The sequence below is a fragment of the Streptomyces sp. S.PB5 genome, assembly GCF_030403745.1.
GTDB lineage: Bacteria > Actinomycetota > Actinomycetes > Streptomycetales > Streptomycetaceae > Streptomyces.
On the sequence record NZ_JAQMWP010000001.1, the window covers coordinates 1,032,115 to 1,058,240 of the forward strand.

Below are 26,126 nucleotides of genomic sequence, written 5' to 3' on the forward strand. Positions count from 1 at the left end.
GCGGTGTGCTGTAACTGTGTTACAGGTGACGGCCCATCAGAAGAAGGGCGGTACGACATGGCACGCGTACGGTACGGCGCACGGACCGAGGCGGAGATCGCCGCAGCGCGCACCGCGAGCTCCAGGCTTCCCGACATCTGGTCCACCGGCGTGGTGGCGATCTGGGAGACCGATCCGGACGCGGTCGCGGCGGTCCTGCCGCCGCCTCTGAAACCCACGGACCGGCCACTGGCCCGCGTCAACATCAGCAAGGTCGACCTGCCCGGATACCCGCTCGGCGCGGGTTCGTTCGCGGTTGCCGCCGCCCATGACGGCGTCGAGGGCTGGTACCCCCTCGTCATGCCGATGACCCACGAACGGGCCCTCATCGGCGGCCGCGAGGTCTTCGGTGAACCCAAGAAGCTCGGCGAGGTCGTCGTCGAGCGCGACGGCCTGGTCGTCCGCGCCTCCCTCGCCCGGCACGGCATCGCCTTCGCCGAGGTGCGCGGCGCGGTCGCGGGCGAGCTGCCGCTTCCGGAGCCGGCCCAGAAGACCGACTTCTACTTCAAGTTCCTCCCCGCGGTGGACGGTTCGGGCTTCGACGCCGACCCGGTGCTCGTGCACTGCCTGCGCAACGAGAAGGTGCGCAGGCTGGAGCGCATCACCGGCGACGTCGTCCTGCGCGAGTCCATGTACGACCCGGTGGCCGACTTCCCCGTCCGCCGCCTCGTCGAGATCACGATCGGCGAGAAGACCAGCGACCAGCGCGGCAAGGTCGTCGCACGGGTCGACGCCCGGGCGCTGCTGCCGTACATCCACCAGCGCTACGACGATCCGGCGCAGGTCCTCGACGCGCCTCCCGAGGGGAGCGTCTGATGCGGCTCGGGGAAGGGCAGGTCGCCGTCGTCACCGGTGCCGCGAGCGGTATCGGTCTCGCGATGGCCCGGCGGTTCGCCGCCGAGGGACTGAAGATCGTCCTCGCCGACGTAGAGGAGGGCGCCCTGGAGAAAGCCGTGGCGGCACTCCGCGCGGACGGTGCCGATGTGCACGCGCGCGTGGTCGACGTCGGCGAGCGGGAACAGGTGCTGGAGTTGGCGGAGTTCGCCTACGAGACGTACGGCGCCGTCCATGTGCTGTGCAACAACGCCGGGGTCGGCTCGGGCGCCGAGGGACGCATGTGGGAGCACGAGCCGAACGACTGGAAGTGGGCGTTCTCCGTCAATGTGTGGGGTGTCTTCCATGGCATCCAGGCGTTCGTTCCCCACATGATCAAGTCGGGTCAACCCGGTCATGTGGTCAATACATCCTCCGGTGACGGCGGTATCGCCCCGCTCCCCACCGCGTCCGTCTACGCCGTCACCAAGGCGGCCGTCGTGACGATGACGGAGTCCCTGTACGCCCACTTGAAGGCCGAGCACGCGCGCGTGGGCGCCTCCGTCCTCTTCCCCGGCCCGCACATGCTCCGCACCGGCCTGTGGGAGTCGCACCGCAACCGGCCCGGGCGGTACGCCAAGGAACGGCCGCGCAGGACGCCGTACCGCAGCCTCGACCAGTGGGAGGCCGCGATGCGGGAGGCGGGCCGGGAGGTGGAGTTCACGCCGGTCGAGGAGGTGGCCGAGACGGTGGTCGACGGCATCCGCGCGGACCGCTTCTGGATGCTGCCGGCGAGCGAGCACAGTGACGCGCAGATCAGGGCGCGGGCACAGTCGATGCTCGACCGCGCGAACCCGTCGTACCTGGAGAACTTCATCTTGGACTAGGGGGACTTCGATGACCGAACCCTGGATCAACCCGATCAACCGGATCAGGAGGCTTCGATGACCGACCGGGACGAGCCGTACCTGATCATCTCCTCCGACTGCCACGCCGGGCTGCCCACCGAGGAGTACCGGCCCTATCTGGACGCCCGTTTCCACCGGGAGTTCGACGACTTCCTCGCCGGACGCGATCGGCGCCGCGAGGAGATGACCCGGCTCGGCATCCGCAACGAGGCGTTCGCGAACAAGTGGTTCCAGGACAACGAGGAGGGTCTGCGCGGCGGTTGGGACACCGCCCAGCGGCTGAAGGAGCTCGACGGCGACGGAGTGGCCGCCGAGGTCGTCTTCCCGGACGCCGATGCCGTCGACAGCCAGACCGCGGCGCCCTTCGGCGTCGGACTCGGGCTCTCCGGCGACCAGGACCCCGAGCTCGGCATGGCGGGCGCCCAGGCCCACAACCGCTGGCTGGCCGACTTCGTCTCCGAGAATCCCGAACGGCACTGCGGGGTCGCCCTGTTGCCGGTCACGGCCCCGACCGAGCGGGTCGTCGCGGAGGTGTACCGCGCCAAGGAGTCCGGCCTCGGAGCGTTGATGATCCCGTCCATGTGGGTCGACAAGGAGCCGTACCACGACCGCCGTTACGACCCGGTGTGGGCGGCGGCGGCCGAGTGCGGGATGCCGGTCGTCACGCACTCCGGGGCGGCCCCGCGCCACGAGTACGGCGACCATCTGGGGATCTATGTGAGCGAGGTGACCTGGTGGCCGGCCCGGCCCCTGTGGTTCCTGCTCTGGTCCGGCGTCTTCGAACGCCACCCGGGGCTGAAGTTCGGCGTCGCCGAGTCCGGCTGCTGGTGGCTGCCCAACCTGCTCTGGTTCATGGACCGCCTCTACCTCGGCGCCCACGGCGGCAAGAAACTCTCGCCCTTCCAGGAGCTCAAGCGCCCGCCGCACGAGTACCTCGACCGGCAGATCTTCATCTGCGCGACCAACACCAAGCGCCGCGAACTCGCCCAGCGCTACGAGATCGGCGTCGACAACATCCTCTGGGGCAGCGACTTCCCGCACCCCGAGGGCACCTGGCCCGACACGCGCGCGTGGCTCGAGCGCACCTTCCACGACATCCCGGTGGCGGAGACCCGCCGCATGCTCGGCCTGGCCGCGGCGGAGGTCTTCGGGTTCGACGTGGCGCGGCTGACCCCGCTCGCCCGCCGTATCGGCCCCACCCCCGCCGAACTCGGCCAGTCCGCCGACCAGACGGCCGTGGAGGCGTCCTGGGCGCGCTCGCGCGAGGTGGGCCGGCACTGGCTGACGGACCACGACTTCCCGGCCCTGGGGGTGACGCCATGAACTCCGTGGGCGAGGAGCGCTACACGGTCATCTCCGCCGACTGCCACGCGGGCGCCGACCTGCTGGACTACAAGCCCTACCTGGAGCGGCGGTACCACGACGAGTTCGACGCGTGGGCGGCGACGTACGTCAATCCCTACGAGGACCTCCTCGCCGACACGGCCGACAAGAACTGGAACTCCGAGCGGCGGCTCGCGGAGCTGGAGGAGGACGGGATCGTCGCGGAGGTGGTGTTCCCCAACACCATCCCGCCGTTCTTCCCGTCCGGCTCGCTCATGGCACCGGCGCCGGACCCGGGGGAGTTCGAGCGGCGCTGGGCCGGCCTGCGCGCCCACAACCGCTGGCTCGCGGACTTCTGCGCGGCGGCACCGGGGCGACGGGCGGGCGTCTTCCAGATCCTCCTCAACGACGTCGAGGAGGCGGTCAAAGAGATTCGTTGGGCCGTCGAGGCGGGTCTCAAGGGCGGCCTGCTGCTGCCCGGCACACCGCCGGGCTCCGGCCTCCCGGAGCTCTACTCGTCGGCGTACGACCCCATCTGGGCCGTCTGCGCAGAGCTCGGTGTCCCCGTCAACCACCACGCGGGCTCGGCCTCCCCGCCGCTCGGCGACGAACCGGCCGCCCGCGCGGTCTTCATGGTCGAGACGACCTGGTTCTCGCACCGGGCGCTGTGGCACCTGGTGTTCGGCGGCGCCTTCCGCCGTCACCCGGAGCTGAAGCTGGTGCTCACGGAGCAGGGCTCGGGCTGGATCCCGAGTGTGCTGGAGATGCTGGACTACTACCACGGGCGCCTGGTCGCCGCCGCGACGAGGGCGTCCACGGCGGAGTCCAAGTTCGGCGCCGGTCTGGCCGCCCGCATGGGCGACGCGCCCTCCGAGGTCTGGCGCGACAACTGCTTCGTCGGGGCCAGCTTCATGCGGCCGCACGAGGTGCCCCTGCGGGACCGGATCGGCATCGACAAGATCATGTGGGGCAGCGACTATCCGCACGACGAAGGGACATACCCGTACTCGCGGGAGGGCCTGCGCTACGCCTACGCGCGCGTGCCGCGCGAAGAGGTCGCCGCGATGGTCGGCGGCAACGCCGCGCGCGTGTACGGCTTCGACCTCGACCTCCTCGATCCGATCGCCGCGAAGGTGGGCCCGACGGTCGAGGAGATCGCCGAGCCGCTCACCGCGCCACCGGCGGACGCGACGAGCCCGGTGTTCGCGAAGGGGGCGTCGGTACGGGTCTGGTGAGACCTCGGCGGGGCGGGCCCGGTGTGCGTCGGTCCGGACCTGCGGGCGCCCGGAGTGCCATCCTCCCGTCTGTGACCGAACCAACGCACGACGAGACCCACGGCGGCGCGCTCGCCGAGCGGCTCAACTGGCTGCGCGCGGCCGTCCTCGGAGCCAACGACGGCATCGTGTCCACCGCGGGCCTCGTCGTCGGTGTCGCCGGCGCCACGGACGACCGCTCGGCCCTCCTCACGGCGGGTATGGCGGGGCTGCTCGCGGGGTCGATGTCGATGGCGGCCGGGGAGTACGTCTCCGTCTCCACCCAACGGGACTCGGAGAAGGCCGCCCTCGCCGTCGAGAAGCGGGAGCTGCGCGAGCGGCCCGAGGCCGAACTGGAGGAGCTCACGGAACTCCTCCAGGACCGCGGCCTGTCCCGGGACGTGGCCAGGGAGGCCGCCGAACAGCTCACCGCGCGGGACGCCCTGCGTGCCCACGCACGCGTGGAGCTCGGCATCGACCCCGACCGGCTCACCAACCCCTGGCACGCGGCGTGGGCGAGCTTCCTGTCCTTCACGGTCGGCGCCCTGCTCCCGCTGCTCGCCATCGTCCTGCCGCCCGCCGACTGGCGTCTGACCGTCACCGTCGTCTCCTCCCTGGCCGCCCTCGTCCTCACCGGCTGGAGCAGCGCCCGCCTCGGCGCCGCCGACCCGGTCCGCGCTGCACTGCGCAACGTGATGGGCGGGGCGCTGGCCATGGGGGTGACGTATGCGGCGGGGACGCTGCTGGGGGCGGCCGGAGTCTGAAAGGGAGGCTGAGGGGAGTCTGAAACCGCCGGTGGTGACTTTGGCGGAGATCGCCAACAAGTAAGCGCGTACTCGCTGTAATACTTGTCAGTAACAACGTCTAGCCGCGGCCGACCAGCGGTTCTACGGTCCCCTTATGCCGAACCTGCCCGATGTCGTGCTGTGGTCGATACCCGCCTTCGTGCTGCTCACCGTGGTGGAGATGATCAGCGTCCGTCTCCATCCCGATGAGGACGCCGCCGGATACGAGACGAAGGACGCCGCGACCAGCGTCGGCATGGGGCTGGGAAGCCTCGTCTTCGACTTCCTCTGGAAGATCCCGATCGTCGCGCTCTACACGGCGATCCACGAACTCACGCCCCTGCGCGTCCCCGTGCTGTGGTGGACGATCCCGCTGATGCTGCTCGCGCAGGACTTCTTCTACTACTGGTCGCACCGCGGCCACCACGTCATCCGCATCCTGTGGGCCTGCCACGTGGTCCACCACTCCAGCGAGAAGTTCAACCTCACCACCGCCCTGCGCCAGCCCTGGACCACGCTGACCGTCTGGCCGTTCTACGTCCCCCTCATCGCCGCCGGCGTGCACCCCGCCGCCCTGGCCTTCTGCTCCTCCGCGAACCTCGTCTACCAGTTCTGGATCCACACCGAGCGCATCGACAGGACGCCCCGGTGGTTCGAGTCCGTGTTCAACACGCCCTCCCACCACCGGGTCCACCACGCCTCTCAGGGCGGCTATCTCGACCGCAACTTCGGCGGCATCCTCATCGTGTGGGACCGGCTCTTCGGGTCGTTCGTCGCCGAGACCGAACGGCCTGTCTACGGGTTGACCAAGAACATCAACACGTTCAACCCGGTCAAGGTCGCCACTCATGAGTACGTGTCGATCGCCAAGGACATCAAGGCCACCCGGGGATGGCGCAACCGCGCGGGACTCGTCTTCCGGGGGCCGGGCTGGAAACCCGATACCGCTCCGGAGCCGGCCGAGGAGATCATCGCCGCGTGACACGCCTCCTCCTTTGGGCCTTCGCCCTCGCGGCCGCCGTCGACCTCGTCTCCCTGGCCGCCGGGTGGGACACCGGGCACACGGTCGCCAAGCCGCTCCTGATGCCGCTCCTGGCCGCGTACGCGGCGTCCAGGGGCGCACCCCGCCTCCTGACGGCCGCCCTTCTGTGCGGCTGGGGCGGCGACACCCTGCTCCTCCTCGACGCCGAACCGGCCTTCCTCGCGGGGATGGCCTCCTTCGCGGCCGGACACGTCTGCTACATCGTGCTGTTCCAGAAGTACGGGACGGACGTGGCGACCGTACGCGCGCGCGGCGGGTTCCTCGCCGTCATCTACACCGTCGTCCTGGCCAACACCGTCCTGTCCCTGTGGCCCGACCTGCCCGCCGACCTGCGGGTCCCCGTGGCCGGCTACAGCGTCCTGCTCACGGTCATGGCCTACCTCGCCGCCGCCCGCATGGGCCGTGTCGCCGGGATCGGCGGCGCGCTGTTCGTGCTCTCCGACCTGCTCATCGCCACCGGCGTCGCGGAGTGGCCCCAGCCGCCCCGGCCGGACCTGTGGATCATGCTCACCTATATCGCCGCGCAGTCACTGCTGGTCACCGGCGTACTCGGCGCGCGGCAGCAGGCGCGGTCGGCGTACGGTGAAGTGCGCTCGACCACCCCCTGAGCGCACGTACGACCACAGACGAGAAGGACCCCCGCCATGCGCGCCACCACCATCCACGCCCCCTTCGACATGCGCGTGGAGGATGTGCCCGACCCCGTGGTGCAGCTGTCCACCGACGCCGTGGTCCGTGTGCTGCGGTCCTGCATCTGCGGCAGCGACCTGTGGGCGTACCGCGGCGACGCGGTCCGGCAGCCGGGTCAGCGCATCGGGCACGAGTTCCTCGGCATCGTGGAGGAGACCGGCTCCGAGGTGGGCACCGTCCGCCGCGGTGATCTCGTGGTCGCGCCCTTCATGTGGTCCGACGGCGTCTGCGACTACTGCCGCGAGGGCCTCAACACCTCCTGCGAACACGGCGGTTTCTGGGGCTCCGTCGGCTACGACGGCGGTCAGGGCGAGGCAGTGCGCGTGCCCTTCGCCGACGGCACGCTCGTCGGGCTGCCCAAGGAGGCGGCCTCCGACGACCGACTGCTCGCCGCGCTGCTGAGCCTGTCCGACGTCATGGGCACCGGCCACCACGCCGCCCTCGGCGCCGGGGCCCGGCCGGGCGCCACGGTCGCCGTCGTCGGCGACGGAGCCGTCGGCCTGTGTGCGGTGCTCGCCGCCAAGCGGCTGGGTGCCGAGCGGATCATCGCGCTCGGCCGTCACGAGGTCCGCACCGACATCGCCCGCCGCTTCGGTGCCACCGACGTCGTCGCCGAGCGTGGGGACGCCGCGGTCGAGGCCGTCCGCGAACTCACCGCCGGCCAGGGCGCGCACGCGGTCGTCGAGGCGGTCGGCACCGAGCAGTCCATGCGCACAGCGGTCGGCATCACCCGCGACGGCGGCACCGTCGGCTGGGTCGGCGTACCGCACGGCAGCGGCACCGGGCTCGACCTCAGCGACATGTTCGACCGGAACATCGCCCTGCGCGGCGGTGTCGCGCCGGTCCGCGCGTACATCCCGGAGCTGCTGCCCGACGTCCTGGACGGCACCATCGACCCGTCGCCCGTCTTCGACCTGACCCTCGGCCTGGAGGACGTCCCGGCCGGCTACAAGGCGATGGACGAGCGGACGGCGCTCAAGGTGCTCGTCGCCGACTGAGGCCGAGGGAGGCCGCCGGGAGGCCGAAGGGAGCCCGACGGGCCTGGCCTGCGCCAACTCACCAGCGGATCGGCACCGGCAGCGCCGTCAGCAGCCCCGACACCACGACCACCACGCCCAGCGCGACGACCTCCGCCCGTGCGGGGGAGCAGGCGGTCAGCGGGTCGGGCGCCCGGCGCAGCCGGATCCGCGCCCAGAGCGCGAGGACGGCGACCGCGGCCACGAGCAGCACCTTGGCGAGGAGCACGCGCCCGTACGCGGTCGACGTCAGCTGGTCCAGGACCGTCTCCTGCGGCATCCGGCGCAGGGTGCTCCAGACGCCGGTCGCGGTGATGACGGCGAGGAGCACGGCGGCTACGCGCGCGTAGAGGCCCAGGAGGGCGGCGCTTGCCTGCGCGGGGGCGGCGACGGGACGGAGACCTCCGTCGGCGGTCGTCCCGCCGGGCACTCCCCGGGCCGCCCCGACTTCCGTGCCTGCCGCTCCCCCTGTCGCCTCGGCTTCCGCGCGTGCCTCTCCCCGTTCCGCCCCGGCCGCTCCCGGATCCGGCTCGGTTCCCGCGGCCGGCCCTGCCCGCTCCGTCCCGGCTCCCGCGACCGGCCCTCCCCGTGCCACCCCGGCTCCCGAGACTCTCCCCGCTCCCCACCCCCGCAGCGTCCGCAAGACGTGCAGCAGTCCGCCCACCCACAGTGCCGCACACGTCAGATGAACCAGCGTGAGCCCCGACCCCACCCACGGGCTGTACTCGGTCGTCGGATGCGCCCGCAGGGCCTCCGCCGCGACGACCGCGGCCAACGGCCACACCTGGCTGCCCGGACGGGCCGAACGGGCGCACAGTGCGGCCGCGAGGAACGCGTTCACCTCGACCAGGGCCAGCTTGCCGTCCCGGGACTCGTAGAGCCCGCCGACATCGATCTCGGCGAGGCTGTGCGGCACGAGATTGCCGGTCGCCACGACCGAGGCGAGCCCCAGCGCGGCGACGAGACCGACGGCCGCCGCATACGGGGCCCAGCTGCGCGGCGCGGCCGGGGGAGCGCCGGGCACGGAACGGGCCAGCCGGTTCACGAACAGCTCACCCACCGGGACGCACAGCGCCGCGAACAGCACCGCCCGCAGCAGCGCGATGCCACCGACGCCGGGCGCCGCGGCCTCCCCGGTGCCGTGCAGTGCGGCGGACGGGCCGAGCAGCGGGATCAGCGCGCCGAGCGCCACCAGGACGAGGACGGCGACGGCTCGGCCGGTACCGGGGCGCGACGTCGGCCCGGTCGCGCCGTCAGCCCCGGCCATGGGTCTTGTCAAGGTCACCTCATGATCTTCACCAGCTGCCCCAGAACCGGGCAAGTGCAGTGAAACAACTGGCGGTACGGCATTCCGCCCATGGATACGTCTTCCGGCCCGCCGCCGCTCACCCCCACGCCTTCCGGCCCCCCGGCCGCCTCTCGCTCACACCCACCGCGCGGGATCCGTCCCCCACGGCCCCGGCGGCCGCGCCCAGTCCGTCGGCCCGCCCGCGAAGGAGACCGGGGGCAGTGCGTACCGCAGCCGCCCGATGCCGCTGTCCGTCTCGGCGAGCCAGGCGCCGGGCCCGTCGTACGGAGCATCCCCGCGCGCGTCGGCCTCGATGCCGTTCATCAGCCACTCCGCAGTCCGGGCCAGCGCCAGCCGTACGAACCGGCTGCCGCCCTCGTCCGCCTGCTCGGTCAGCGCCCGCAGCACGGCCGCCGCCAGCAGATACCCGGTCCCGTGGTCGAGAGCCTGGGCCGGCAGCGCCCCGGGCCGCTCCACCGACCCCTCGACGGCCGCGATCCCGGTCGCCACCTGCACCAGACTGTCGAACCCCCGCCGCTCCCGCCAGGGCCCGTGCGCGCCCCAGGCCGACAACTGCGCCACGACGATGCCGGGCCGCCGCTCCGCCAGCGCCTCGGGCGTCAGCCCGAACCGCTCCAGAGCGCCCGGCCGGTACCCGGTGACGACCACGTCCGCAGTGCCCAGCAGCTCCTCGAAGCTCCGCCGGCCGACCGCCAGGTCCAGCGTCGCCGACCGCTTCCCGAACCCCGTGTCGGCGTGCTGGTCGGGGAGTTCGGGCAGCCGGGGCGGGTCCAGGCGCAGCACGTCCGCGCCCAGCAGGGCGAGCGTGCGGGTGGCGACCGGTCCGGCGATGACCCGGGTCAGGTCCAGGACGCGCAGCCCGGCGGCGGGCAGCAGGGGAGCGGTGCCTTCCAGCGGCGCGAAGGCACGCGCGCGTGCGGAGTCGAGCCGCCCGTGCTCGACGAGCGGCCGCGAGGCCACCGCCGCGGCCTGCGGATGCGCCGCCCACTCCTGTGGCGTGCGCAGCGCCACGGCGAGGCCCCCGGCGGCGTACACGGACTCCTCGACCTCAAGAGCGGACCGTTCGGCGAACGCGGCCTCCAGGCCGTCCGCCGGACCCATCACCTTGAGCAACCGCTCCCTGTGGTGCGGATAGTTGGCGTGCGTCCGCACCCAGCCGTCGGACGTGCGCCAGAACCTCGACAGAGGCGCGAAGTTGACCGGCGCCCGACCATTGATCAACAGATGCCGCTCACTCACGAACGCCGTGCCGACGGCCCTGTCGTCCACCCGCACGGCAGGCACCTCACTCAGCCCGCCCCGCCGCGCCGCCAACTCCGCGGCGGCCTTCGCGCACGCTCCGACGCAGGCACGAGCCAGCTGCCGCACGGGAAGGCGCGCCTGCAGGACGCCTTCGACATTGACTCCAGTCATGACTTCACTATGCAGTATTGATTCAATCAACCTATTGACCGGTCCTCAGGTCCTCAGGTTCTCAGCTCCTCACAGCTCATGCGCATCATGCGAAAGGGCCGGACGGTGGATCCGTCCGGCCCTTCACGCGCGCGCAGGTGCTACTTGGTCACCGCGTCCAGTGCGTCCGCGGTACCCCACCCGTAGAAGCCGTTGTAGTTCTTCGGCCCCTCGCACACCGCGTCGACCTTGCCGTCGCCGTCGATGTCGTACGGGTCGGTGCACGGCGTGGCGTCGGCCTCCGCGTACAGCAGGGCCTTCACCAGGGCCGGGGAGGCCTTCGGGTGCGTCGACTTGATGAGCGCGGCCACGCCCGCGACATGCGGCGAGGCCATCGACGTACCGGCCATGTAGCCCCAGCCGCCGCCCGGCAGTGTGCCCAGGATCAGGCCGCTGGTGGCCGGCGGGGCCGGGGTCTGGAAGCGGGTCGAGTCGCCGCCGGGCGCGGCGATGTCGATGACGCCCAGACCGTGGTTGGAGAAGGACGACTTGATGCCCTTCGCCCCGGTCGCCGCGACCGTCACGACACCCGGCAGCTGGGTCGGGATGTCGTAGCACTCGGAGGGGTCGATGACCCGCTCCGTGGGCGTGGGGACGTCGTTCGGGGAGACCGGGTCGGTGATCTCGTCGGCCGCGAGGTCGTAGTTCTCGTTGCCGGCCGCGGCGACATTGACCGCGCCCTTCTTCTCCGCGTACCGCGAGGCCCGGGTGATGGCGTCGACGAGCGCCTTCTGGTCCGGGTCGTCCTTGCAGTTGAAGTACCACGGGTCGGTGTAATAGCTGTTGTTCGTCACGTCGACGCCGTGCTCGGCCGCCCACACGAAGCCGCAGACCACGGCCTCCGTGTAGAAGTATCCGGCCGTCGTGGACACCTTGATGCCGGACACCTTCACGCCGGGCGCGACACCCGTCATGCCGACGCCGTTCTTGGCGGCCGCTATCTCACCGGCGACATGCGTGCCGTGCGGGCTCTCGCCCGTGGTCGGCCGCCACGCGCCGTCCGTCGTGTCGGGCTTGCCCGTCACGCAGTTGACCGACGCGGCCCGGTCGAAGTTCGGCGCGATGTCCGGGTGCGTGTCGTCGACGCCGGTGTCGATGACGGCGACGGTCACCTTGCTGCTGCCGAGCGACTTCTCGTGCGCCTTGTCCGCCTTGATGGCGGGCAGATCCCACTGCAACGGCTCCAGCGGGTCCTGCCCCTCGGCGGCCTGGACGTCCGCGAGGTCGTCGGCGTCGAGCACCTTCGGCGTGCCCACGTCGGTCGTCGACTGCGCGGGCAGCGGCGCGTTGCGGGTGTTGCCGGCCGACTGCACCCCGCGCACCGTGCGCAGGACCTTGGCGAAGTCGGGGTTCGCCGAGTGGACGACGACCACGCCGATCCGGTCGTACGACGTGACGATCGAGCCACCGGCGTCGGCTATCGCCTTCTTCACATGCTTCGAAGGCCCGTGCCCGGGGCTGACGTTGACGACATAGCTGAGCGAGGTCGCGTCGGCGACGGCGGAGTCCTCCGCCGCGGTCGCCGAGACGTTCGGCAGGAACGCGAGTGCCGTCGCCATGGCCATCCCCACCGGGATGGCCAGCGCACGGCGATAGCGCGGGTCAGGCGCTGTCATGCTGTCTCCAGTTCGTTCGCGGTACGAGCGGACCGTGCGGGTGCTGCTCGTGGACTACTTGACCGCACGCAGCGCGTTGACGATGCCGAAACCGTAGAACCCGTTGACCCGCTTGCCCCCGACGCAGGTCGCGTCCTGCGTGCCGTCGCCGTTCTGGTCGTAGGAGTCCGGGCAGCCCGGGTTGACCGCCTGCACCTTCAGCAGCGCCTGGATCTGCGCCGCGGACGCGTGCGGGTGCGTCGACTTCAGCAGCGCGGCGACACCGGCGGCGTGCGGGGAGGCCATCGAGGTGCCCTGCAGGAAGCCGTACGAGTTGTTCGGCATGGTCGACAGGATGCGGCCGTTCTTCGACGGGGTGTCCGGGATCTGGTAGAGCCGGTCACCGCCCGGGGCCGCGACGTCGACGACGCCGTAACCGTACGAGGAGTAGTACGACTTGAGGTTGTTCACGCCCGTCGCGCTGACCGTGACGACACCCGGCAGCTGGGTCGGCACGTCGAAGCACTCGTGCGGGTCGATGGTGCGCGTCACAGGCGTGGAGTCGTCGGGGCTGCTGTCGTCGACGAGCGAGTCCGCGTCGAGGTCGTCGTTGGAGTTGCCCGCCGACGCCAGGTTGACCGTGCCCTTCTTCTGGGCATACAGCGACGCGCGGTTGACCGCGTCGACGATGGCCTTCTGGTCGGGGTCGTCGAGGCAGTTGTACAGCCACGGGTCCACGTAGTAGCTGTTGTTCGTGACCTCGACGCCGTGATCGGCGGCGAACACGAACGCACAGACGACGCTCTCCGGGTAGAAGAGACCGTTGCTCGGGTCGGTCACGTTGATGGACGAGACCTTGACCCCGGGCGCGACACCGGCCACACCGATGCCGTTGCGGGCGGCGGCGATCTCACCGGCCACGTGGGTGCCGTGGTAGTCGTCCACGGTGTACGGACGCCAGGCGCCCTCGGTGGTGTCCGGGACGCCACCGTCACAGTTGGCCGACTGGGAGGCCGAGAAGTTCGGCGCGATGTCGGGGTGGGTGTCGTCGACGCCGGTGTCGATGACGGCGACGGTCACCTTCTTGCTGCCGGGGTTGATCTGTGCGGCCTTGTCGGCGCCGATGGCGCGCAGGTCCCACTGATCGGCCTCAAGAGGCTCGCTCGCGGCGTCGCCGGCGGAGGCGGCCTCGATCTTCTCAGCCTGTTCCTTCGTCAGGAGCTGCGCCGCGCCCTCGTCCGTGGAGCCCGCGGGGGTCAGCGGCGAGGTGCGTGTGGCGCCCGCCGACTGGACCCCGCGCACCGCGCGTATCTGCGCGCCGAAGTCGGGGTTGGCGGAGTGGACGACGATCACGCCGATCTTGTCGTACGTGATGACGACCGTGCCGCCGGCGGCGGCGATGGCCTTCTTCACGGACGCGATCGTGTGACGGTCCACCTTGGTGTTGACGACGTACGACAGGTTGGGCGAGTCCGCGGCCTGTGCGGTCGGCTCCGCGTACGGGGCGGCCGACGCGGCGGACGGCAGGAAGCCGAGCGAGGCGGTCAGCGAGAGCGCGACGGGTACGGCAAGAGCGAGCCGGCGTCTGGAACGCAGACGGGACATGGGGTCTCCACATCATCCTGAAACGAAACCGCCCGAGACACAGGTGGTGCTCGGGCAGGTACATGACGGGTGTTGCAGGGCGAAGTTATCTCCCGCAGTCCCTGGCCAGCAATGACCTACCCCCGGTGACTTCGGAAAGAAGCCCCGGCGGTTGAACCACTCCTCGCGTGCCGCCGTGACCTTGGGCAGGGAGCACGAGGACGATCGAGCCCCCTGACAACCGCGAGGAACAGAGCCGTCACATGTCCGTCGTACCCAATCCGTCCCCGACCCCCGACCAGCCCGCATCCACTGTGGCAACAGCACCCGCAACGCGAGGAGACTCCGTGGCTACCGACGCACCGCCCCCCTCGAAAGAGCAACACAAACTCCCCAGCACCGAGGAGTTCGCCGCGGTGCAGGAGAGCGCGGAGTTCGGTGAACTGCGCCGCTCCTACCGCTCCTTCGCCTTCCCGCTGACCGTCGGCTTCATCGCCTGGTACCTGCTGTACGTCCTGCTGTCGAACTTCGCGGGCGACTTCATGGGCACCAAGCTCTTCGGCAACATCAACGTCGCCTTCATCCTGGGCATCGCCCAGTTCGTCACCACCTTCCTCATCGCCTGGTGGTACTCGCGGCACGCCGCCGCGAAGCTCGACCCCAAGGCCGAGGCGATCAAGTCCCGTATGGAGGGCGACGCATGAGCTTCGCGCAGCAGAGCGTCCTGGCGGCCGGCGAGGCCAGCGAGCACCGGCCGCTCATCATCAGTCTCTTCGCGGTGTTCGTCGTCGCGACCCTCGTCATCACGGTCTGGGCGGGCCGCCAGACCAAGGACGCCGCCGACTTCTACGCAGGCGGACGCCAGTTCAGCGCCTTCCAGAACGGCCTCGCGGTCTCCGGCGACTACATGTCGGCCGCGTCGTTCCTCGGCATCGCCGGCGCCATCGCCCTCTTCGGCTACGACGGCTTCCTGTACTCCATCGGCTTCCTGGTCGCCTGGCTGGTGGCCCTGCTGCTGGTCGCCGAGCCGCTCCGGAACTCCGGCCGCTACACCATGGGTGACGTACTGGCGTACCGCATGCGCCAGCGCCCGGTCCGCACCGCGGCCGGCACCTCCACGATCGTCGTCTCGATCTTCTACCTGCTGGCCCAGATGGCCGGCGCGGGCGTCCTCGTCTCGCTGCTGCTCGGCATCACCTCCGACGCGGGCAAGGTCGCGATCGTCGCCCTCGTCGGCATCCTGATGATCGTGTACGTCTCCATCGGAGGCATGAAGGGCACCACCTGGGTCCAGATGGTCAAGGCCGTCCTGCTCATCGGCGGCACGATCCTCATCACGTTCCTGGTGCTGCTGAAGTTCAACTTCAACATCTCGGATCTGCTGGGCACCGCCGCGGACAACAGCGGCAAGGGCGCCGCCTTCCTGGAGCCCGGCCTCCAGTACGGCGCCACCGGCACCTCCAAGCTGGACTTCATCTCCCTCGGCATCGCCCTGGTCCTCGGCACGGCGGGCCTGCCGCACATCCTGATCCGCTTCTACACGGTGCCCAACGCCAAGGCCGCCCGTAAGTCCGTGAACTGGGCCATCGGCATCATCGGCGGCTTCTACCTGATGACGATCGCGCTCGGCTTCGGCGCCGCGGCCCTCATCTCGCAGGACGAGATCATCGCCTCCAACCCGTCCGGCAACACGGCGGCCCCGCTGCTCGCCCTGCACCTGGGCGGCGTCGACTCGGCCTGGGGCGCGATCCTGCTGGCCACGATCTCCGCGGTGGCCTTCGCGACGATCCTCGCGGTGGTGGCCGGTCTCACCCTGGCCTCCTCGTCCTCGTTCGCGCACGACATCTACGCCAACGTCATCCGCAAGGGCCAGGCGTCCGGCAAGGAAGAGGTCCGCGCGGCCCGCTGGGCGACCGTCTTCATCGGCATCGTCTCCATCGGCCTGGGCGCCCTCGCCCGCGACCTCAACGTGGCCGGCCTGGTCGCGCTGGCCTTCGCGGTCGCCGCGTCCGCGAACCTGCCGACGATCCTCTACAGCCTCTTCTGGAAGAGGTTCACCACGCAGGGCGCCCTCTGGTCGATCTACGGCGGTCTGGTCGTCGCCGTCGGCCTGGTGCTGTTCTCGCCCGTCGTCTCCGGCGACCCCAAGGCGATGTTCCCGGACGTCGACTTCGCCTACTTCCCGCTGAAGAACCCGGGCATCATCTCCATCCCGTTCGGCTTCCTGATGGGCTTCCTGGGCACCGTCCTGTCCAAGGAGGAGCCCGACGCCGGCAAGTACGCGGAGCTGGAGGTCCGCTCCCTCACCGGCACCGGCGCGCACTAGGCGCTCCGCTGACTGTGTCGATGTGCGGCTCCGCCGCGGGGCGGCGATGTGTCGTCGTTCGACTGCGGCGCCGTCGTGGCTGGTCGCGCACCGCAGCGGAGCTGCCGACGTATACAGCCCCGCGCCCCTTCAGGGCGCTGCCGAACCGTAGCCGACATCCCCGGCCCGCTTAGCGCGATCCGCCCAGCGGCCGCGTCGTAGGTCTCTACGACGCGGCCGCTTCGTACGTCGTGTGATCGGGCTCTGTCGATGTCAGTGCGGTCGCGTAGGCTCGCAAGTGACGGAAATCGAGGAATGCTCCGCGACGCGGGAGGGGGCCCACGTGCTCATCGACACCTACGGCCGAGTGGCCACCGACCTGAGGGTCTCGCTCACGGACCGGTGCAACCTCCGCTGTACGTACTGCATGCCCGAAGAGGGCCTGCAGTGGCTGGCCAAGCCCGACCTGCTGACCGACGACGAGATCGTCCGCCTGATCGACATCGCGGTCACCTCCCTCGGCATCGAGGAGGTCCGCTTCACCGGCGGTGAGCCGCTGCTGCGCCCCGGCCTGGTCGGCATCGTCGAGCGCGTCGCAGCCCTGGAACCGCGCCCCCAGATGTCCCTGACGACCAACGGCATCGGTCTCAAGCGGACCGCGAGCGCCCTGAAGGCGGCCGGCCTGGACCGGGTCAACGTCTCCCTCGACACCCTCCGCCCCGACGTCTTCAAGGCCCTCACCCGCCGCGACCGCCACAAGGACGTCATCGAGGGCCTGCACGCCGCCCGCGAAGCCGGCCTCACCCCGGTGAAGGTCAACTCGGTGCTGATGCCGGGCCTGAACGAGGACGAGGCCCCGGACCTGCTGGCCTGGGCGGTCGAGCACGACTACGAGCTGCGCTTCATCGAGCAGATGCCCCTGGACGCCCAGCACGGCTGGAAGCGCGACGGCATGATCACCGCGGGGGACATCCTCACCTCGCTGCGCACCCGCTTCGAGCTGACGGAAGAAGGCTCGGAGAAGCGCGGCTCGGCCCCGGCGGAACGCTGGATCGTCGACGGCGGCCCCCATGTGGTGGGCGTCATCGCCTCGGTCACCCGCCCGTTCTGCTCGGCCTGCGACCGCACCCGCCTCACCGCCGACGGTCAGGTGCGTACGTGCCTGTTCGCGACGGAGGAGACGGACCTGAGGGCGGCGTTGCGTTCGGGAGCGCCGGACGAGGAGATAGCGCGTATCTGGAAGGTCGCGATGTGGGGCAAGAAGGCGGGCGCGGGGTTGGACGACCCGACGTTCGTACAGCCGGACAGGCCGATGTCGGCGATCGGCGGTTAGGCGCCTTCCGGCGCTTCCCACTCCTTCAGAAGGACCACGTCCTTCAAGAACCCCCGCACCCCGAGGAACTGGGACAGATGCTCCCGGTGCTCCTCACACGCCAGCCACGTCTTCCGCCGCTCCGGCGTGTGGATCTTCGGGTTGTTCCACGCAAGCACCCACACCGCGTCGACACGGCAGCCCTTGGCAGAGCAGATCGGGGTCTCGTCGCTCACTGATCCGTCTCACATCGCGCGGTGAACAAGGCGACGCCGAGCAGCCACGGGGGGAGCTGCCCGGCGTCGGTCTGTCGCTCCGACGGGGGATGCGGAGCGCGTAGGAAGTATGTCACGGGTAACCCGCCCCCCGGCACTGGAACAACATGATTGATCTGAGCTTTTCTTGAGCTTGGCGCGGAGGTGGCTTCCGGATCCGACCCCTCCGCCGAGGTCACGTCCGCTCGCGCGGCTCGCCCCGTACACCCGCCGCGGGACCCCCCGCACCGCCTTCCGGGAACGATTCCGCGGACGGCTCCTGAGCGGTCGGTGGCGCGATCATCGGGGGAGTCGGCGCGGTCACGAACGTCGACGGCAGCGAGGGCACGTTCTCGCGCCCCGCGTTGGCGATCACCACCGCGATGTAGGGGAGGATCATCCCCAGTACCAACGCGACGATCGCGACGTGCCGTTCGACGTTCCAGAGGGTGGCCGCGAGGATCACCGAGACCGTACGCACGGACATCGAGATGATGTACCGCCGCTGCCGGCCGCGTACATCGTCCTGCAGGCTCTGACGGGCTCCGGTGATCCGGAAAACCTCGGCTTTGCCTGCCGCGTGCTGCTTCCGCATCACATTCCACCATCCGCCCGCATCGGACTCTCCCCGGCCCGTACCCGCTCCGCCCCCGGCAGAAGTACCGGACCCGGACACGTCCTACGTTACGCCGCGCCTGCGCCGCCTACGAGACCGGGGCACCTCCCGGCTGGGCGAGCGACCTGCGCCGTAGCGCGTACGGCGTACTCGACATGCGCCGTACCGCGCATGGGCCGACACTGGGCGTAATGCTCACGTCGAGCCGTACTAGGAGGCAGCCATGGGCTGGTTGTGGGCGATCATCGTCGGATTCGTGCTGGGCCTGATCGCGAAGGCGATCATCCCGGGCAAGCAGCACAGTCCGCTCTGGCTGACGACCATCTTCGGCATGCTCGGCGCCATCGCCGGCAACGCGATCGCGCGCTGGGCGGGCGTCGACGCGACCTCCGGCATCGACTGGAGCCGCCACGCCTTCCAGCTGATCGCCGCGGTCATCATCGTCGGCGTGGGCGACATGCTGTACATGGCGACGCTGGGCAAGAGGAAACAACAGGCCTGAGAGCGCCTGCGACGAGAGGGGCGGCCTCCCCGTACGGGAGACCGCCCCTCTCGCTGTGCTCTCGCTGCGCGTGGGCTCAGGCGTCGGTGACCTCGACCGCCGCCAGGTTCTTCTTGCCCCGGCGCAGCACCAGCCACCGGCCGTGGAGCAGATCGTCCTTGGCCGGGACGAAGTCCTCCGCCGCGACCTTGACGTTGTTCACGTAGGCCCCGCCCTCCTTCACGGTCCGGCGGGCCGCGGACTTGCTGGCGACCAGACCGACCTCGGCGAAGAGGTCGACCACGGGACCGAGCTCGGCGACCTGGATGTGCGGCACCTCGGACAGCGCCGCCGCCAGCGTCCTGTCGTCGAGCTCCGCCAGCTCACCCTGACCGAAGAGAGCGCGGGACGCGGCGACCACCGCGGCCGTCTGGTCGGCGCCGTGCACCAGCGTCGTCAGCTCCTCCGCCAGCGCGCGCTGCGCGGCCCGGGCCTGCGGCCGCTCCTCGGTCTGCTTCTCCAGCTCCTCGATCTCCTCGCGGGACCTGAAGCTGAAGATCCGCAGGAACTTGGAGACGTCCCGGTCGTCCGCGTTCAGCCAGAACTGGTAGAAGGCGTACGGCGTGGTCATCTCGGGGTCCAGCCAGACCGTGCCGGACTCCGTCTTGCCGAACTTGGTGCCGTCGGCCTTGGTGATCAGCGGCGTGCCCAGGGCGTGCACCACGGCCTCCGGCTCGACCCGGTGGATCAGGTCGGTGCCCGAGGTGAGGTTGCCCCACTGGTCGCTGCCGCCGGTCTGCAAGGTGCAGCCGTACCTGCGGTACAGCTCCAGGAAGTCCATGCCCTGCAGGATCTGGTAGCTGAACTCGGTGTAGCTGATGCCCGCGTCGGAGTTGAGCCGCCGGGAGACGGCCTCCTTCGCGATCATCTTGTTGACCCGGAAGTGCTTGCCGACGTCCCGCAGGAACTCGATGGCCGACAGGCCCGAGGTCCAGTCCAGGTTGTTGACCATGACCGCGGCGTTCGGCCCCTCGAAGTCCAGCAGCGGGGCGATCTGCGCGCGCAGCCGCTCGACCCACTGGGCGACGGTGTCGGGGGCGTTGAGCGTGCGCTCGGAGTTCGGCTTCGGGTCACCGATCAGACCGGTGGCACCGCCGACCAGACCCAGCGGGCGGTTGCCGGCGTCCTGGATCCGCCGCATCGTCAGGATCTGCACGAGGTTGCCGAGGTGCAGGCTGGGCGCGGTCGGGTCGAAGCCGCAATAGAACGTGACGGGGCCGTCCGCGAACGCCTTGCGCAATGCGTCCTCGTCAGTGGAGAGGGCGATCAGCCCACGCCACTTCAGCTCGTCGACGATGTCCGTCACGGTTCTCGCGTCTCCTTGATGATCTTCGGGCAGCCGAGTGACTACCGGCTACGAGGTTATACGCCCCGACTGACAGAGCTCATATTGAAGTCCGGCACCCGCAGGGCCGGCATCGCAGCCCTAGTGAACCAGTCGCTCCATTCCCTCGGCAGCGTCTTTTCCGTGCGCCCGGCCTCGGTGGCCCGGCCCAGCAGGTCCACCGGCGACTCGTTGAACCGGAAGTTGTTGACCTCGCCGGTGACCTCGCCGTTCTCCACGAGGTAGACGCCGTCGCGGGTCAGGCCGGTCAGCAGCAGGGTGGCCGGGTCGACCTCGCGGATGTACCAGAGGCAGGTCAGCAGCAGCCCGCGCTCGGTGTTCGCGACCATCTCCTCCAGGGAGCGGTCCTCGCCGCCGTCGAGGATCAGGTTGTCGATCCCGGGCGCCACCGGCAGCCCGGTCAGCCCGGCGCTGTGCCGGCTGGTGAGCAGGTTGCTCAGCTCGCCCTCGCGCATCCACTCGGTGGCGGTCAGCGGCAGCCCGTTGTCGAACACCGAGGAGTCGCCGCCGGAGGAGTGCGTGAGCACGAACGGCGCGGACTCCAGGCCCGGCTCGTTCGGGTCGCTGCGCAGCGTCAGCGGCAGCTCGGTCAGCCGGTCGCCGAGCCGGGTGCCGCTACCCGGCTTGGAGAACACCGTCCGGCCCTCGACCGCGTCCCGGCCCGACGCCGACCACATCTGGTAGATCAGCAGGTCCGCGACGGCGGTCGGCGGCAGCAGCGTCTCGTACCGCCCGGCGGGCAGATCGTGCTTCCGCTCGGCCCAGCCGAGACGTACGGCGAGCTCGGCGTCCAGCGCCGCCGGGTCGACGTCCTTGAAGTCCCGCGTCGAGCGGCCGGCCCACGCCGAGCGCGTACGGTCCGGGGACTTGGCGTTGAGCTCCAGCGTTCCGTTGGGCTGGTCGTGCCGCAGCCGCAGCCCCGTCGACGTGCCGAGGTAGCTGGAGACCAGCTCGTGGTTGGCGAAGCCGTACAGTTCACGGCCGCCCGCACGCGCGCGTGCGAAGGACTCGCCGAGCGCCGGGGCGAAGTCGGCGAACACCGCGGAGGAGGTCTCGGCGGGCGCGTCGGTGAAGTCGGGGGACGCCGGTACGTCCCGGACGAGCGGCTGCGCGTCCTCGGCGGGCGCGGCCCCGCGGGCGGCGGCCTCCGCGGCCCGGACCAGCGACTCCAGCTCGTCCATGGTCACCGCGGCCCGCGTGACGACACCGGAGGCGGTGCCTTCCTTGCCGTCGACCGTCGCGATCACGGTGAGGGTACGCGTGCGCGTGACGCCGTTGGTGGTGAGCGCGTTGCCGGCCCAGCGCAGGTTCGCCGTGGACTGCTCGTCGGCGATCACGACACAGCCGTCGGCCTGCGACAGCTCCAGGGCACGCTCGACGATCTCGTGCGGCTTGTTGGTGCGGGCGCTCATCGACCGGCCTCCTGCGTGGTGTTCAGAATGTTGACGCCCTTGAAGAGGGCCGACGGGCAGCCGTGCGACACCGCCGCGACCTGCCCGGGCTGGGCCTTGCCGCAGTTGAAGGCGCCGCCGAGCACATAGGTCTGCGGACCGCCGACGGCGGCCATGGAACCCCAGAAGTCGGTGGTCGTGGCCTGGTAGGCGACGTCCCGCAGCTGGCCGGTGATCCGGCCGTTCTCGATCTTGAAGAAGCGCTGTCCGGTGAACTGGAAGTTGTAGCGCTGCATGTCGATGGACCAGGAGCGGTCGCCGACGACGTAGATGCCCCGGTCGACCCCGCCGATCAGATCCTCCGTCGACAGCCCGGCCGGGTCCGGCTGGAGCGAGACGTTGGCCATGCGCTGCACGGGCACATGGCCGGGGGAGTCGGCGAACGCGCACCCGTTGGACCGCTCGAAGCCGGTCAGCTTCGCGATCCGCCGGTCCAGCTGATAGCCGACCAGCGTGCCGTCCTTCACCAGGTCCCAGGACTGGCCGGCGACGCCCTCGTCGTCGTAGCCGATGGTCGCGAGGCCGTGCTCGGCGGTGCGGTCACCGGTGACGTTCATCAGCTCGGAGCCGTACCTGAGCTTGCCGAGCTGGTCGAAGGTGGCGAAGGAGGTGCCGGCGTAGGCGGCCTCGTAGCCGAGGGCGCGGTCCAGCTCGGTGGCGTGGCCGATGGACTCGTGGATGGTCAGCCACAGGTTCGAGGGGTCGACGACGAGGTCGTACAGGCCCGCCTGGACGCTCGGCGCCCGCATCTTCTCGGCGAGCAGCTCCGGGATCTGCTCCAGTTCCGTGTCCCAGTCCCAGCCGGTCCCGGTGACGTACTCCCAGCCGCGGCCGACCGGCGGGGCGATGGTGCGCATCGAGTCGAACTCGCCGCTCGACTCGTCGACCGACACCGCGTTCAGCGAGGGGTGCAGCCGAACGCGCTGCTGGGTGGTCACGGTCCCGGCGGTGTCGGCGTAGAACTTGTTCTCATGGACGGTGAGCAGCGACGCGTCGACGTGGTTGACGCCGTTCGCCGCCAGCAGCCGTGCGCTCCAGTCCGCGAGCAGCCCGGCCTTCTCCTCGTCGGGCACGGTGAACGGGTCGATCTCGTAGGAGGAGATCCATGTCTTCTCGGAGTGCACCGGCTCGTCGGCGAGCTCGACCCGCTCGTCGGAACCGGCCGCCTTGATCACCTGGGCGGACAGCTTCGCCATCGCCACCGCCTGCGAGGCGACCCGCGCCGCCGCGTCCATGGTGAGATCCACGCCCGACGCGAAACCCCAGGTACCGCCGTGCACGACCCGCACCGCGTACCCGAGGTCGGTGGTGTCCGAGGAACCGGCCGGCTTGGCGTCCCTCAGGCGCCAGGACGCGCTGCGCACCCGCTCGAACCGGAAGTCCGCGTGCTCGGCGCCCAGCGCACGCGCGCGTGCCAGCGCGGCGTCGGCGAGGGCGCGTAGCGGAAGCGCTGTGAAGGCTTCGTCGATGGTATGAGGCACCGAGGTATCTCCCTGCTGTCGTCACCTTTGGACCCCGATCATGTCGCGAGCGCGGGCGTCGGGACCATACGTTTCCGGGCGTGGTCGGCCCGCTTCTGTAGGGACCCGACAGACAGCCCCCTGAGCCACTGTCGGTGCCCGAATGTCCGCACGCCGGGGCAGACCGATAGGTTTCGAAGGAAGCCGCCTGCCCCCCAGGTGCCGGGCGGGTGAGTCAGACCGCTATCGAAAGGGTGATCCGTTGAGCCGCTCGGTTCTCGTCACCGGAGGCAACCGGGGCATCGGCCTCGCCATCGCCCGAGCTTTCGCCGAATCCGGCGACAAGGTCGCGATCACGTACCGCTCGGGTGAGCCACCGGCCGCCCTGATCGAACTGGGCTGCCTCGCCGTCAAGTGCGACATCACCGACACCGAGCAGGTGGAGCAGGCCTACAAGGAGATCGAGGACGCGCACGGTCCCGTCGGGGTCCTGATCGCCAACGCCGGCATCACCAAGGACCAGCTCCTGATGCGGATGTCCGAGGAGGACTTCACGTCCGTCCTCGACACCAACCTCACCGGCACCTTCCGCGTCGTGAAGCGCGCCAACCGCGGCATGCTCCGCGCGAAGAAGGGCCGCGTCGTCCTCATCTCCTCGGTCGTCGGTCTGTACGGCGGCCCCGGCCAGGCCAACTACGCCGCCTCCAAGGCCGGCCTGGTGGGCTTCGCCCGCTCCCTCGCCCGTGAGCTGGGCTCGCGCAACATCACCTTCAACGTCGTCGCGCCCGGCTTCGTCGACACCGACATGACCAAGGCCCTCACCGACGAGCAGCGCGAGAACATCGTGAAGCAGGTGCCGCTCGGTCGTTACGCGCAGCCGGAGGAGATCGCCGCAACGGTGCGGTTCCTCGCCTCCGACGACGCCTCGTACATCACTGGAGCCGTCATCCCGGTTGACGGCGGACTGGGAATGGGTCACTGACACCATGGCTGGAATCCTCGAGGGCAAGAAGATCCTCATCACCGGTGTGCTGATGGAGTCCTCCATCGCCTTCCACACCGCCAAGCTGGCCCAGGAGCAGGGCGCGGAGATCATCCTCACCGCGTGGCCGCGGCCGACCCTCACCGAGCGCATCGCCAAGAAGCTGCCGCAGCCGGAGAAGGTCAAGGTCCTGGAGCTCGACGTCTCCAACGACGAGCACCTCGCCCGCCTGGAGAGCCAGGTCCGTGAGCACCTGGGCGACAAGCTCGACGGTGTCGTGCACTCCATCGGCTTCGCGCCGCAGGACGCGCTCGGCGGCAACTTCCTGAACACGCCGTTCGAGTCCGTGGCCACCGCCATGCACGTCTCCGCCTTCTCCCTGAAGTCGCTGACCATGGCGCTGCTGCCGCTGATGACCGAGGGCGGCTCCGTCGTCGGCCTCACCTTCGACGCGCAGTACGCCTGGCCGCAGTACGACTGGATGGGTCCGGCCAAGGCCGCTCTGGAGGCCACCAACCGCTACATGGCGCGTGACCTCGGCAAGCACGACATCCGCTGCAACCTGATCTCGGCGGGTCCGATCGGCTCCATGGCCGCCAAGTCCATCCCGGGCTTCTCCGAGCTGGCCGCCGTCTGGGACAGCCGCTCCCCGCTGGAGTGGAAGCTGGAGGACCCGGAGCCGGCCGGCAAGGGCGTCGTCGCCCTGCTGAGCGACTGGTTCCCGAAGACCACCGGCGAGATCGTCCACGTCGACGGCGGTCTGCACGCCATCGGCGCGTAACGCCGCCGCTGACGCCGAGCCGATGTAGAGGGGCCGCACTCTTCCGAGGGTGCGGCCCCTCAGGCATTCGCGCGGGTAACCCGTTCGGCGTATCCGATCGGGCGGGGGAGCGGCACAACTGGGCACTCTGGATTACGCGTTCACCACGCTTCCCTCCCCAGCACGGCCGAGGAGGTCCCCCTTGTGCGCCTGTCCCGCAGCCTGGCCTCAGCAGCCGTCGCAGTAGCCCTTCTGCTGTCCCTGCCGCACGACGCGTCGCCGCACGCGCGCGTGGAGAGACCCGGAGCCGAGGCACCGGAGCTCTTCGGCGCCGCCTGCTTCAGCAGAGTCACCGGCTCCCGCGTGACCGCGTACTGCCACAACCCCTACCCCGACGTCGACCGCGTCCGGCTGCACATCGAGTGCGACCGCTGGTGGGACGTCGACAGCGACGGCGCCCCGGTCGAGGCGGGACCGGCCCAGACCGTGCGTCTGACGGGCCGCTGCTGGAAGGAAGTCCGCTCGGTGTGGGTCAGCCACCAGAAGCGGTGACGGTCACTCGCCGGCCGCGCTGAACAGACCCGGACGGCAGTGGAACGGATAGCTCGCCGCCCGCGCCGCGGCCGTCTCCGCGTCGCCCGCGCGGATCGCGTCCACCAGCCCCGAGTGGTCCAGATGCGTCTCCGGCGTCAGCTCCTCGCCCACGTCGTCGCGCAGCCAGTCCCGCAGGACCTCGCCGAGGTCCGCGTACATCGCCGTCATCACGTCGTTGTGGGACGCGGAGACCACCGCCAGGTGGAACGTGGCGTCCGCCGTCACGAAGGCCTCCTTGTCGCCCGACTCCCACGCCTGCTCACGGCGCAGCAGCAGCGCGTCGAGCTGCTTGAGGTCCTTCTCCGTGCGCCGCTGCGCGGCCATCTGCGCCGCGGACGACTCCAGCGTGGAGCGCAGCTCGGCGATGTCCCGGGGATCGGCGTCGGCGAAACGGCGGTGCATCACACCGGCCAGCTCACTCGTCGCCACGACATAGGTGCCGGAACCCTGGCGGATGTCCAGCAGACCGTTGTGCGCGAGCGCGCGGACGGCCTCACGGACCGTGTTGCGGGCCACCCCGAGCTGCTCGACCAGCTCCGGCTCCGTCGGGATTCGGGAACCCACCGGCCACTCGCCCGAGGTGATCTGCTGCCGCAGCGCGGCGATCACCTGCTCGGACAGCGCCGATCGACGAGGGTGGCTCAGAGGCATGGCACACCTTCGCATGGGATCGCCGCCGACGGGCAGTCGAGGGATG

At 70.4% G+C, this 26,126-nt stretch carries 25 protein-coding genes; 15 read left to right on the plus strand and 10 right to left on the minus strand.

Going from position 1 to position 26,126, the window contains the following annotated elements:
- Positions 1-57 precede the first annotated feature (57 nt).
- The 8 genes from PH203_RS04690 to PH203_RS04725 all read left to right on the plus strand — a co-directional run bounded on the left by PH203_RS04690 (position 58) and on the right by PH203_RS04725 (position 7,851).
- A complete protein-coding gene (locus PH203_RS04690) occupies positions 58-855 on the plus strand; it encodes an acetoacetate decarboxylase family protein (protein ID WP_289916480.1) in 798 nt (265 codons plus the stop codon).
- Entirely contained in the window at positions 855-1,739 is an 885-nt protein-coding gene (locus tag PH203_RS04695; protein ID WP_289916483.1) for an SDR family NAD(P)-dependent oxidoreductase, read from the plus strand. The genes PH203_RS04690 and PH203_RS04695 overlap by 1 nt, the downstream gene beginning before the upstream one ends.
- A 57-nt stretch (positions 1,740-1,796) precedes the next feature.
- Positions 1,797-3,083: an amidohydrolase family protein gene (locus tag PH203_RS04700; RefSeq protein ID WP_289916484.1), complete on the plus strand. Its 1,287-nt coding sequence runs from the start codon at positions 1,797-1,799 to the stop codon at positions 3,081-3,083.
- The gene (locus PH203_RS04705; RefSeq protein WP_289916486.1) at positions 3,080-4,318 is read left to right on the plus strand and encodes an amidohydrolase family protein; all 1,239 of its coding nucleotides are present in this window, start codon (positions 3,080-3,082) and stop codon (positions 4,316-4,318) included. Before PH203_RS04700 ends, PH203_RS04705 begins: the two co-directional genes overlap by 4 nt.
- Positions 4,319-4,389: 71 nt before the next feature.
- Complete coding sequence (locus PH203_RS04710) at positions 4,390-5,100, plus strand: VIT family protein (RefSeq protein WP_289916488.1); 711 nt, start codon at positions 4,390-4,392, stop codon at positions 5,098-5,100.
- 136 nt (positions 5,101-5,236) lie between these two features.
- Complete coding sequence (locus PH203_RS04715) at positions 5,237-6,103, plus strand: sterol desaturase family protein (protein WP_289916490.1); 867 nt, start codon at positions 5,237-5,239, stop codon at positions 6,101-6,103.
- Positions 6,100-6,771 carry a lysoplasmalogenase gene (locus PH203_RS04720; protein WP_289916492.1) on the plus strand — a complete coding sequence of 224 codons (672 nt, stop codon included), beginning with the start codon at positions 6,100-6,102 and terminating at the stop codon, positions 6,769-6,771. Before PH203_RS04715 ends, PH203_RS04720 begins: the two co-directional genes overlap by 4 nt.
- Before the next feature lie 36 nt (positions 6,772-6,807).
- Positions 6,808-7,851 (plus strand): zinc-dependent alcohol dehydrogenase family protein, encoded by a 1,044-nt coding sequence (locus PH203_RS04725; protein ID WP_289916495.1) that lies wholly within the window; start codon positions 6,808-6,810, stop codon positions 7,849-7,851.
- Between the two features lie 58 nt (positions 7,852-7,909).
- Here PH203_RS04725 and PH203_RS04730 read toward each other — a convergent pair whose 3' ends face one another.
- The 4 genes from PH203_RS04730 to PH203_RS04745 form a co-directional block, all read right to left on the minus strand.
- The gene (locus PH203_RS04730) at positions 7,910-9,136 is read right to left on the minus strand and encodes a CopD family protein (protein ID WP_289916497.1); all 1,227 of its coding nucleotides are present in this window, start codon (positions 9,134-9,136) and stop codon (positions 7,910-7,912) included.
- A 156-nt stretch (positions 9,137-9,292) separates the two neighbouring features.
- Positions 9,293-10,591, minus strand: coding sequence for a CoA transferase (locus PH203_RS04735; RefSeq protein WP_289916499.1), 1,299 nt, complete (start codon positions 10,589-10,591; stop codon positions 9,293-9,295).
- Between the two features lie 140 nt (positions 10,592-10,731).
- Positions 10,732-12,246 carry a S8 family serine peptidase gene (locus PH203_RS04740; RefSeq protein WP_289916500.1) on the minus strand — a complete coding sequence of 505 codons (1,515 nt, stop codon included), beginning with the start codon at positions 12,244-12,246 and terminating at the stop codon, positions 10,732-10,734.
- 54 nt (positions 12,247-12,300) lie between these two features.
- Entirely contained in the window at positions 12,301-13,830 is a 1,530-nt protein-coding gene (locus tag PH203_RS04745; protein ID WP_289916502.1) for a S8 family serine peptidase, read from the minus strand.
- Between the two features lie 326 nt (positions 13,831-14,156).
- Here PH203_RS04745 and PH203_RS04750 point away from each other — a divergent pair, with 326 nt between their 5' ends.
- The 3 genes from PH203_RS04750 to moaA all read left to right on the plus strand — a co-directional run bounded on the left by PH203_RS04750 (position 14,157) and on the right by moaA (position 17,447).
- Positions 14,157-14,513: a DUF485 domain-containing protein gene (locus PH203_RS04750; RefSeq protein WP_289916505.1), complete on the plus strand. Its 357-nt coding sequence runs from the start codon at positions 14,157-14,159 to the stop codon at positions 14,511-14,513.
- Positions 14,510-16,135 carry a cation acetate symporter gene (locus PH203_RS04755; protein WP_289916507.1) on the plus strand — a complete coding sequence of 542 codons (1,626 nt, stop codon included), beginning with the start codon at positions 14,510-14,512 and terminating at the stop codon, positions 16,133-16,135. Before PH203_RS04750 ends, PH203_RS04755 begins: the two co-directional genes overlap by 4 nt.
- 322 nt (positions 16,136-16,457) lie before the next feature.
- Complete coding sequence (gene moaA / locus PH203_RS04760) at positions 16,458-17,447, plus strand: GTP 3',8-cyclase MoaA (protein WP_289916508.1); 990 nt, start codon at positions 16,458-16,460, stop codon at positions 17,445-17,447.
- On the opposite strand, the gene PH203_RS04765 is transcribed toward moaA, so the two are convergent.
- A complete protein-coding gene (locus PH203_RS04765; protein WP_289916510.1) occupies positions 17,444-17,662 on the minus strand; it encodes a hypothetical protein in 219 nt (72 codons plus the stop codon). The genes moaA and PH203_RS04765 overlap by 4 nt on opposite strands.
- Before the next feature lie 214 nt (positions 17,663-17,876).
- Entirely contained in the window at positions 17,877-18,275 is a 399-nt protein-coding gene (locus tag PH203_RS04770) for a DUF3099 domain-containing protein (RefSeq protein ID WP_289916511.1), read from the minus strand.
- A gap of 244 nt (positions 18,276-18,519) precedes the next feature.
- On the opposite strand from PH203_RS04770, the gene PH203_RS04775 reads away from it, so the two are divergent.
- Positions 18,520-18,798, plus strand: coding sequence for a GlsB/YeaQ/YmgE family stress response membrane protein (locus tag PH203_RS04775; RefSeq protein ID WP_289916513.1), 279 nt, complete (start codon positions 18,520-18,522; stop codon positions 18,796-18,798).
- 76 nt (positions 18,799-18,874) lie between these two features.
- Here the strand turns inward: PH203_RS04775 and tyrS are convergent, their stop codons facing one another.
- The 3 genes from tyrS to PH203_RS04790 are packed head-to-tail and all read right to left on the minus strand — an operon-like array spanning position 18,875 to position 23,114.
- A complete protein-coding gene (gene tyrS, locus PH203_RS04780) occupies positions 18,875-20,143 on the minus strand; it encodes a tyrosine--tRNA ligase (protein ID WP_289916515.1) in 1,269 nt (422 codons plus the stop codon).
- Positions 20,144-20,199: 56 nt separating this feature from the next.
- Positions 20,200-21,594 carry a metallopeptidase TldD-related protein gene (locus PH203_RS04785; RefSeq protein ID WP_289916516.1) on the minus strand — a complete coding sequence of 465 codons (1,395 nt, stop codon included), beginning with the start codon at positions 21,592-21,594 and terminating at the stop codon, positions 20,200-20,202.
- Complete coding sequence (locus tag PH203_RS04790) at positions 21,591-23,114, minus strand: TldD/PmbA family protein (protein ID WP_289916518.1); 1,524 nt, start codon at positions 23,112-23,114, stop codon at positions 21,591-21,593. The genes PH203_RS04785 and PH203_RS04790 overlap by 4 nt, the downstream gene beginning before the upstream one ends.
- 241 nt (positions 23,115-23,355) lie before the next feature.
- Between PH203_RS04790 and fabG the strand changes: the two genes are divergently transcribed.
- From fabG to PH203_RS04805, 3 genes are all read left to right on the plus strand, one after another.
- Positions 23,356-24,075, plus strand: coding sequence for a 3-oxoacyl-[acyl-carrier-protein] reductase (gene fabG / locus PH203_RS04795; RefSeq protein ID WP_289916521.1), 720 nt, complete (start codon positions 23,356-23,358; stop codon positions 24,073-24,075).
- A 4-nt stretch (positions 24,076-24,079) separates the two neighbouring features.
- Positions 24,080-24,856 (plus strand): enoyl-ACP reductase FabI, encoded by a 777-nt coding sequence (gene fabI / locus PH203_RS04800; RefSeq protein WP_289916523.1) that lies wholly within the window; start codon positions 24,080-24,082, stop codon positions 24,854-24,856.
- 183 nt (positions 24,857-25,039) lie between these two features.
- Positions 25,040-25,387: a hypothetical protein gene (locus PH203_RS04805; RefSeq protein ID WP_289916524.1), complete on the plus strand. Its 348-nt coding sequence runs from the start codon at positions 25,040-25,042 to the stop codon at positions 25,385-25,387.
- A gap of 3 nt (positions 25,388-25,390) precedes the next feature.
- On the opposite strand, the gene PH203_RS04810 is transcribed toward PH203_RS04805, so the two are convergent.
- Positions 25,391-26,080, minus strand: coding sequence for a FadR/GntR family transcriptional regulator (locus tag PH203_RS04810; RefSeq protein ID WP_289916525.1), 690 nt, complete (start codon positions 26,078-26,080; stop codon positions 25,391-25,393).
- Between the last annotated feature and the right edge of the window lie 46 nt (positions 26,081-26,126).

What these genes read in the sequence shown, in the direction of transcription:
- PH203_RS04690 (WP_289916480.1), top strand. Translation starts at nt 58, where the DNA reads ATGGCACGCGTACGGTACGGCGCACGGACCGAGGCGGAGATCGCCGCA.
- PH203_RS04695 (WP_289916483.1), top strand. Translation starts at nt 855, where the DNA reads ATGCGGCTCGGGGAAGGGCAGGTCGCCGTCGTCACCGGTGCCGCGAGC.
- PH203_RS04700 (WP_289916484.1), top strand. Translation starts at nt 1,797, where the DNA reads ATGACCGACCGGGACGAGCCGTACCTGATCATCTCCTCCGACTGCCAC.
- PH203_RS04705 (WP_289916486.1), top strand. Translation starts at nt 3,080, where the DNA reads ATGAACTCCGTGGGCGAGGAGCGCTACACGGTCATCTCCGCCGACTGC.
- PH203_RS04715 (WP_289916490.1), top strand. Translation starts at nt 5,237, where the DNA reads ATGCCGAACCTGCCCGATGTCGTGCTGTGGTCGATACCCGCCTTCGTG.
- PH203_RS04725 (WP_289916495.1), top strand. Translation starts at nt 6,808, where the DNA reads ATGCGCGCCACCACCATCCACGCCCCCTTCGACATGCGCGTGGAGGAT.
- PH203_RS04730 (WP_289916497.1), bottom strand. Translation starts at nt 9,136, where the DNA reads ATGGCCGGGGCTGACGGCGCGACCGGGCCGACGTCGCGCCCCGGTACC.
- PH203_RS04735 (WP_289916499.1), bottom strand. Translation starts at nt 10,591, where the DNA reads ATGACTGGAGTCAATGTCGAAGGCGTCCTGCAGGCGCGCCTTCCCGTG.
- PH203_RS04740 (WP_289916500.1), bottom strand. Translation starts at nt 12,246, where the DNA reads ATGACAGCGCCTGACCCGCGCTATCGCCGTGCGCTGGCCATCCCGGTG.
- PH203_RS04745 (WP_289916502.1), bottom strand. Translation starts at nt 13,830, where the DNA reads ATGTCCCGTCTGCGTTCCAGACGCCGGCTCGCTCTTGCCGTACCCGTC.
- PH203_RS04755 (WP_289916507.1), top strand. Translation starts at nt 14,510, where the DNA reads ATGAGCTTCGCGCAGCAGAGCGTCCTGGCGGCCGGCGAGGCCAGCGAG.
- PH203_RS04770 (WP_289916511.1), bottom strand. Translation starts at nt 18,275, where the DNA reads ATGCGGAAGCAGCACGCGGCAGGCAAAGCCGAGGTTTTCCGGATCACC.
- PH203_RS04775 (WP_289916513.1), top strand. Translation starts at nt 18,520, where the DNA reads ATGGGCTGGTTGTGGGCGATCATCGTCGGATTCGTGCTGGGCCTGATC.
- PH203_RS04785 (WP_289916516.1), bottom strand. Translation starts at nt 21,594, where the DNA reads ATGAGCGCCCGCACCAACAAGCCGCACGAGATCGTCGAGCGTGCCCTG.
- fabI (WP_289916523.1), top strand. Translation starts at nt 24,080, where the DNA reads ATGGCTGGAATCCTCGAGGGCAAGAAGATCCTCATCACCGGTGTGCTG.
- PH203_RS04810 (WP_289916525.1), bottom strand. Translation starts at nt 26,080, where the DNA reads ATGCCTCTGAGCCACCCTCGTCGATCGGCGCTGTCCGAGCAGGTGATC.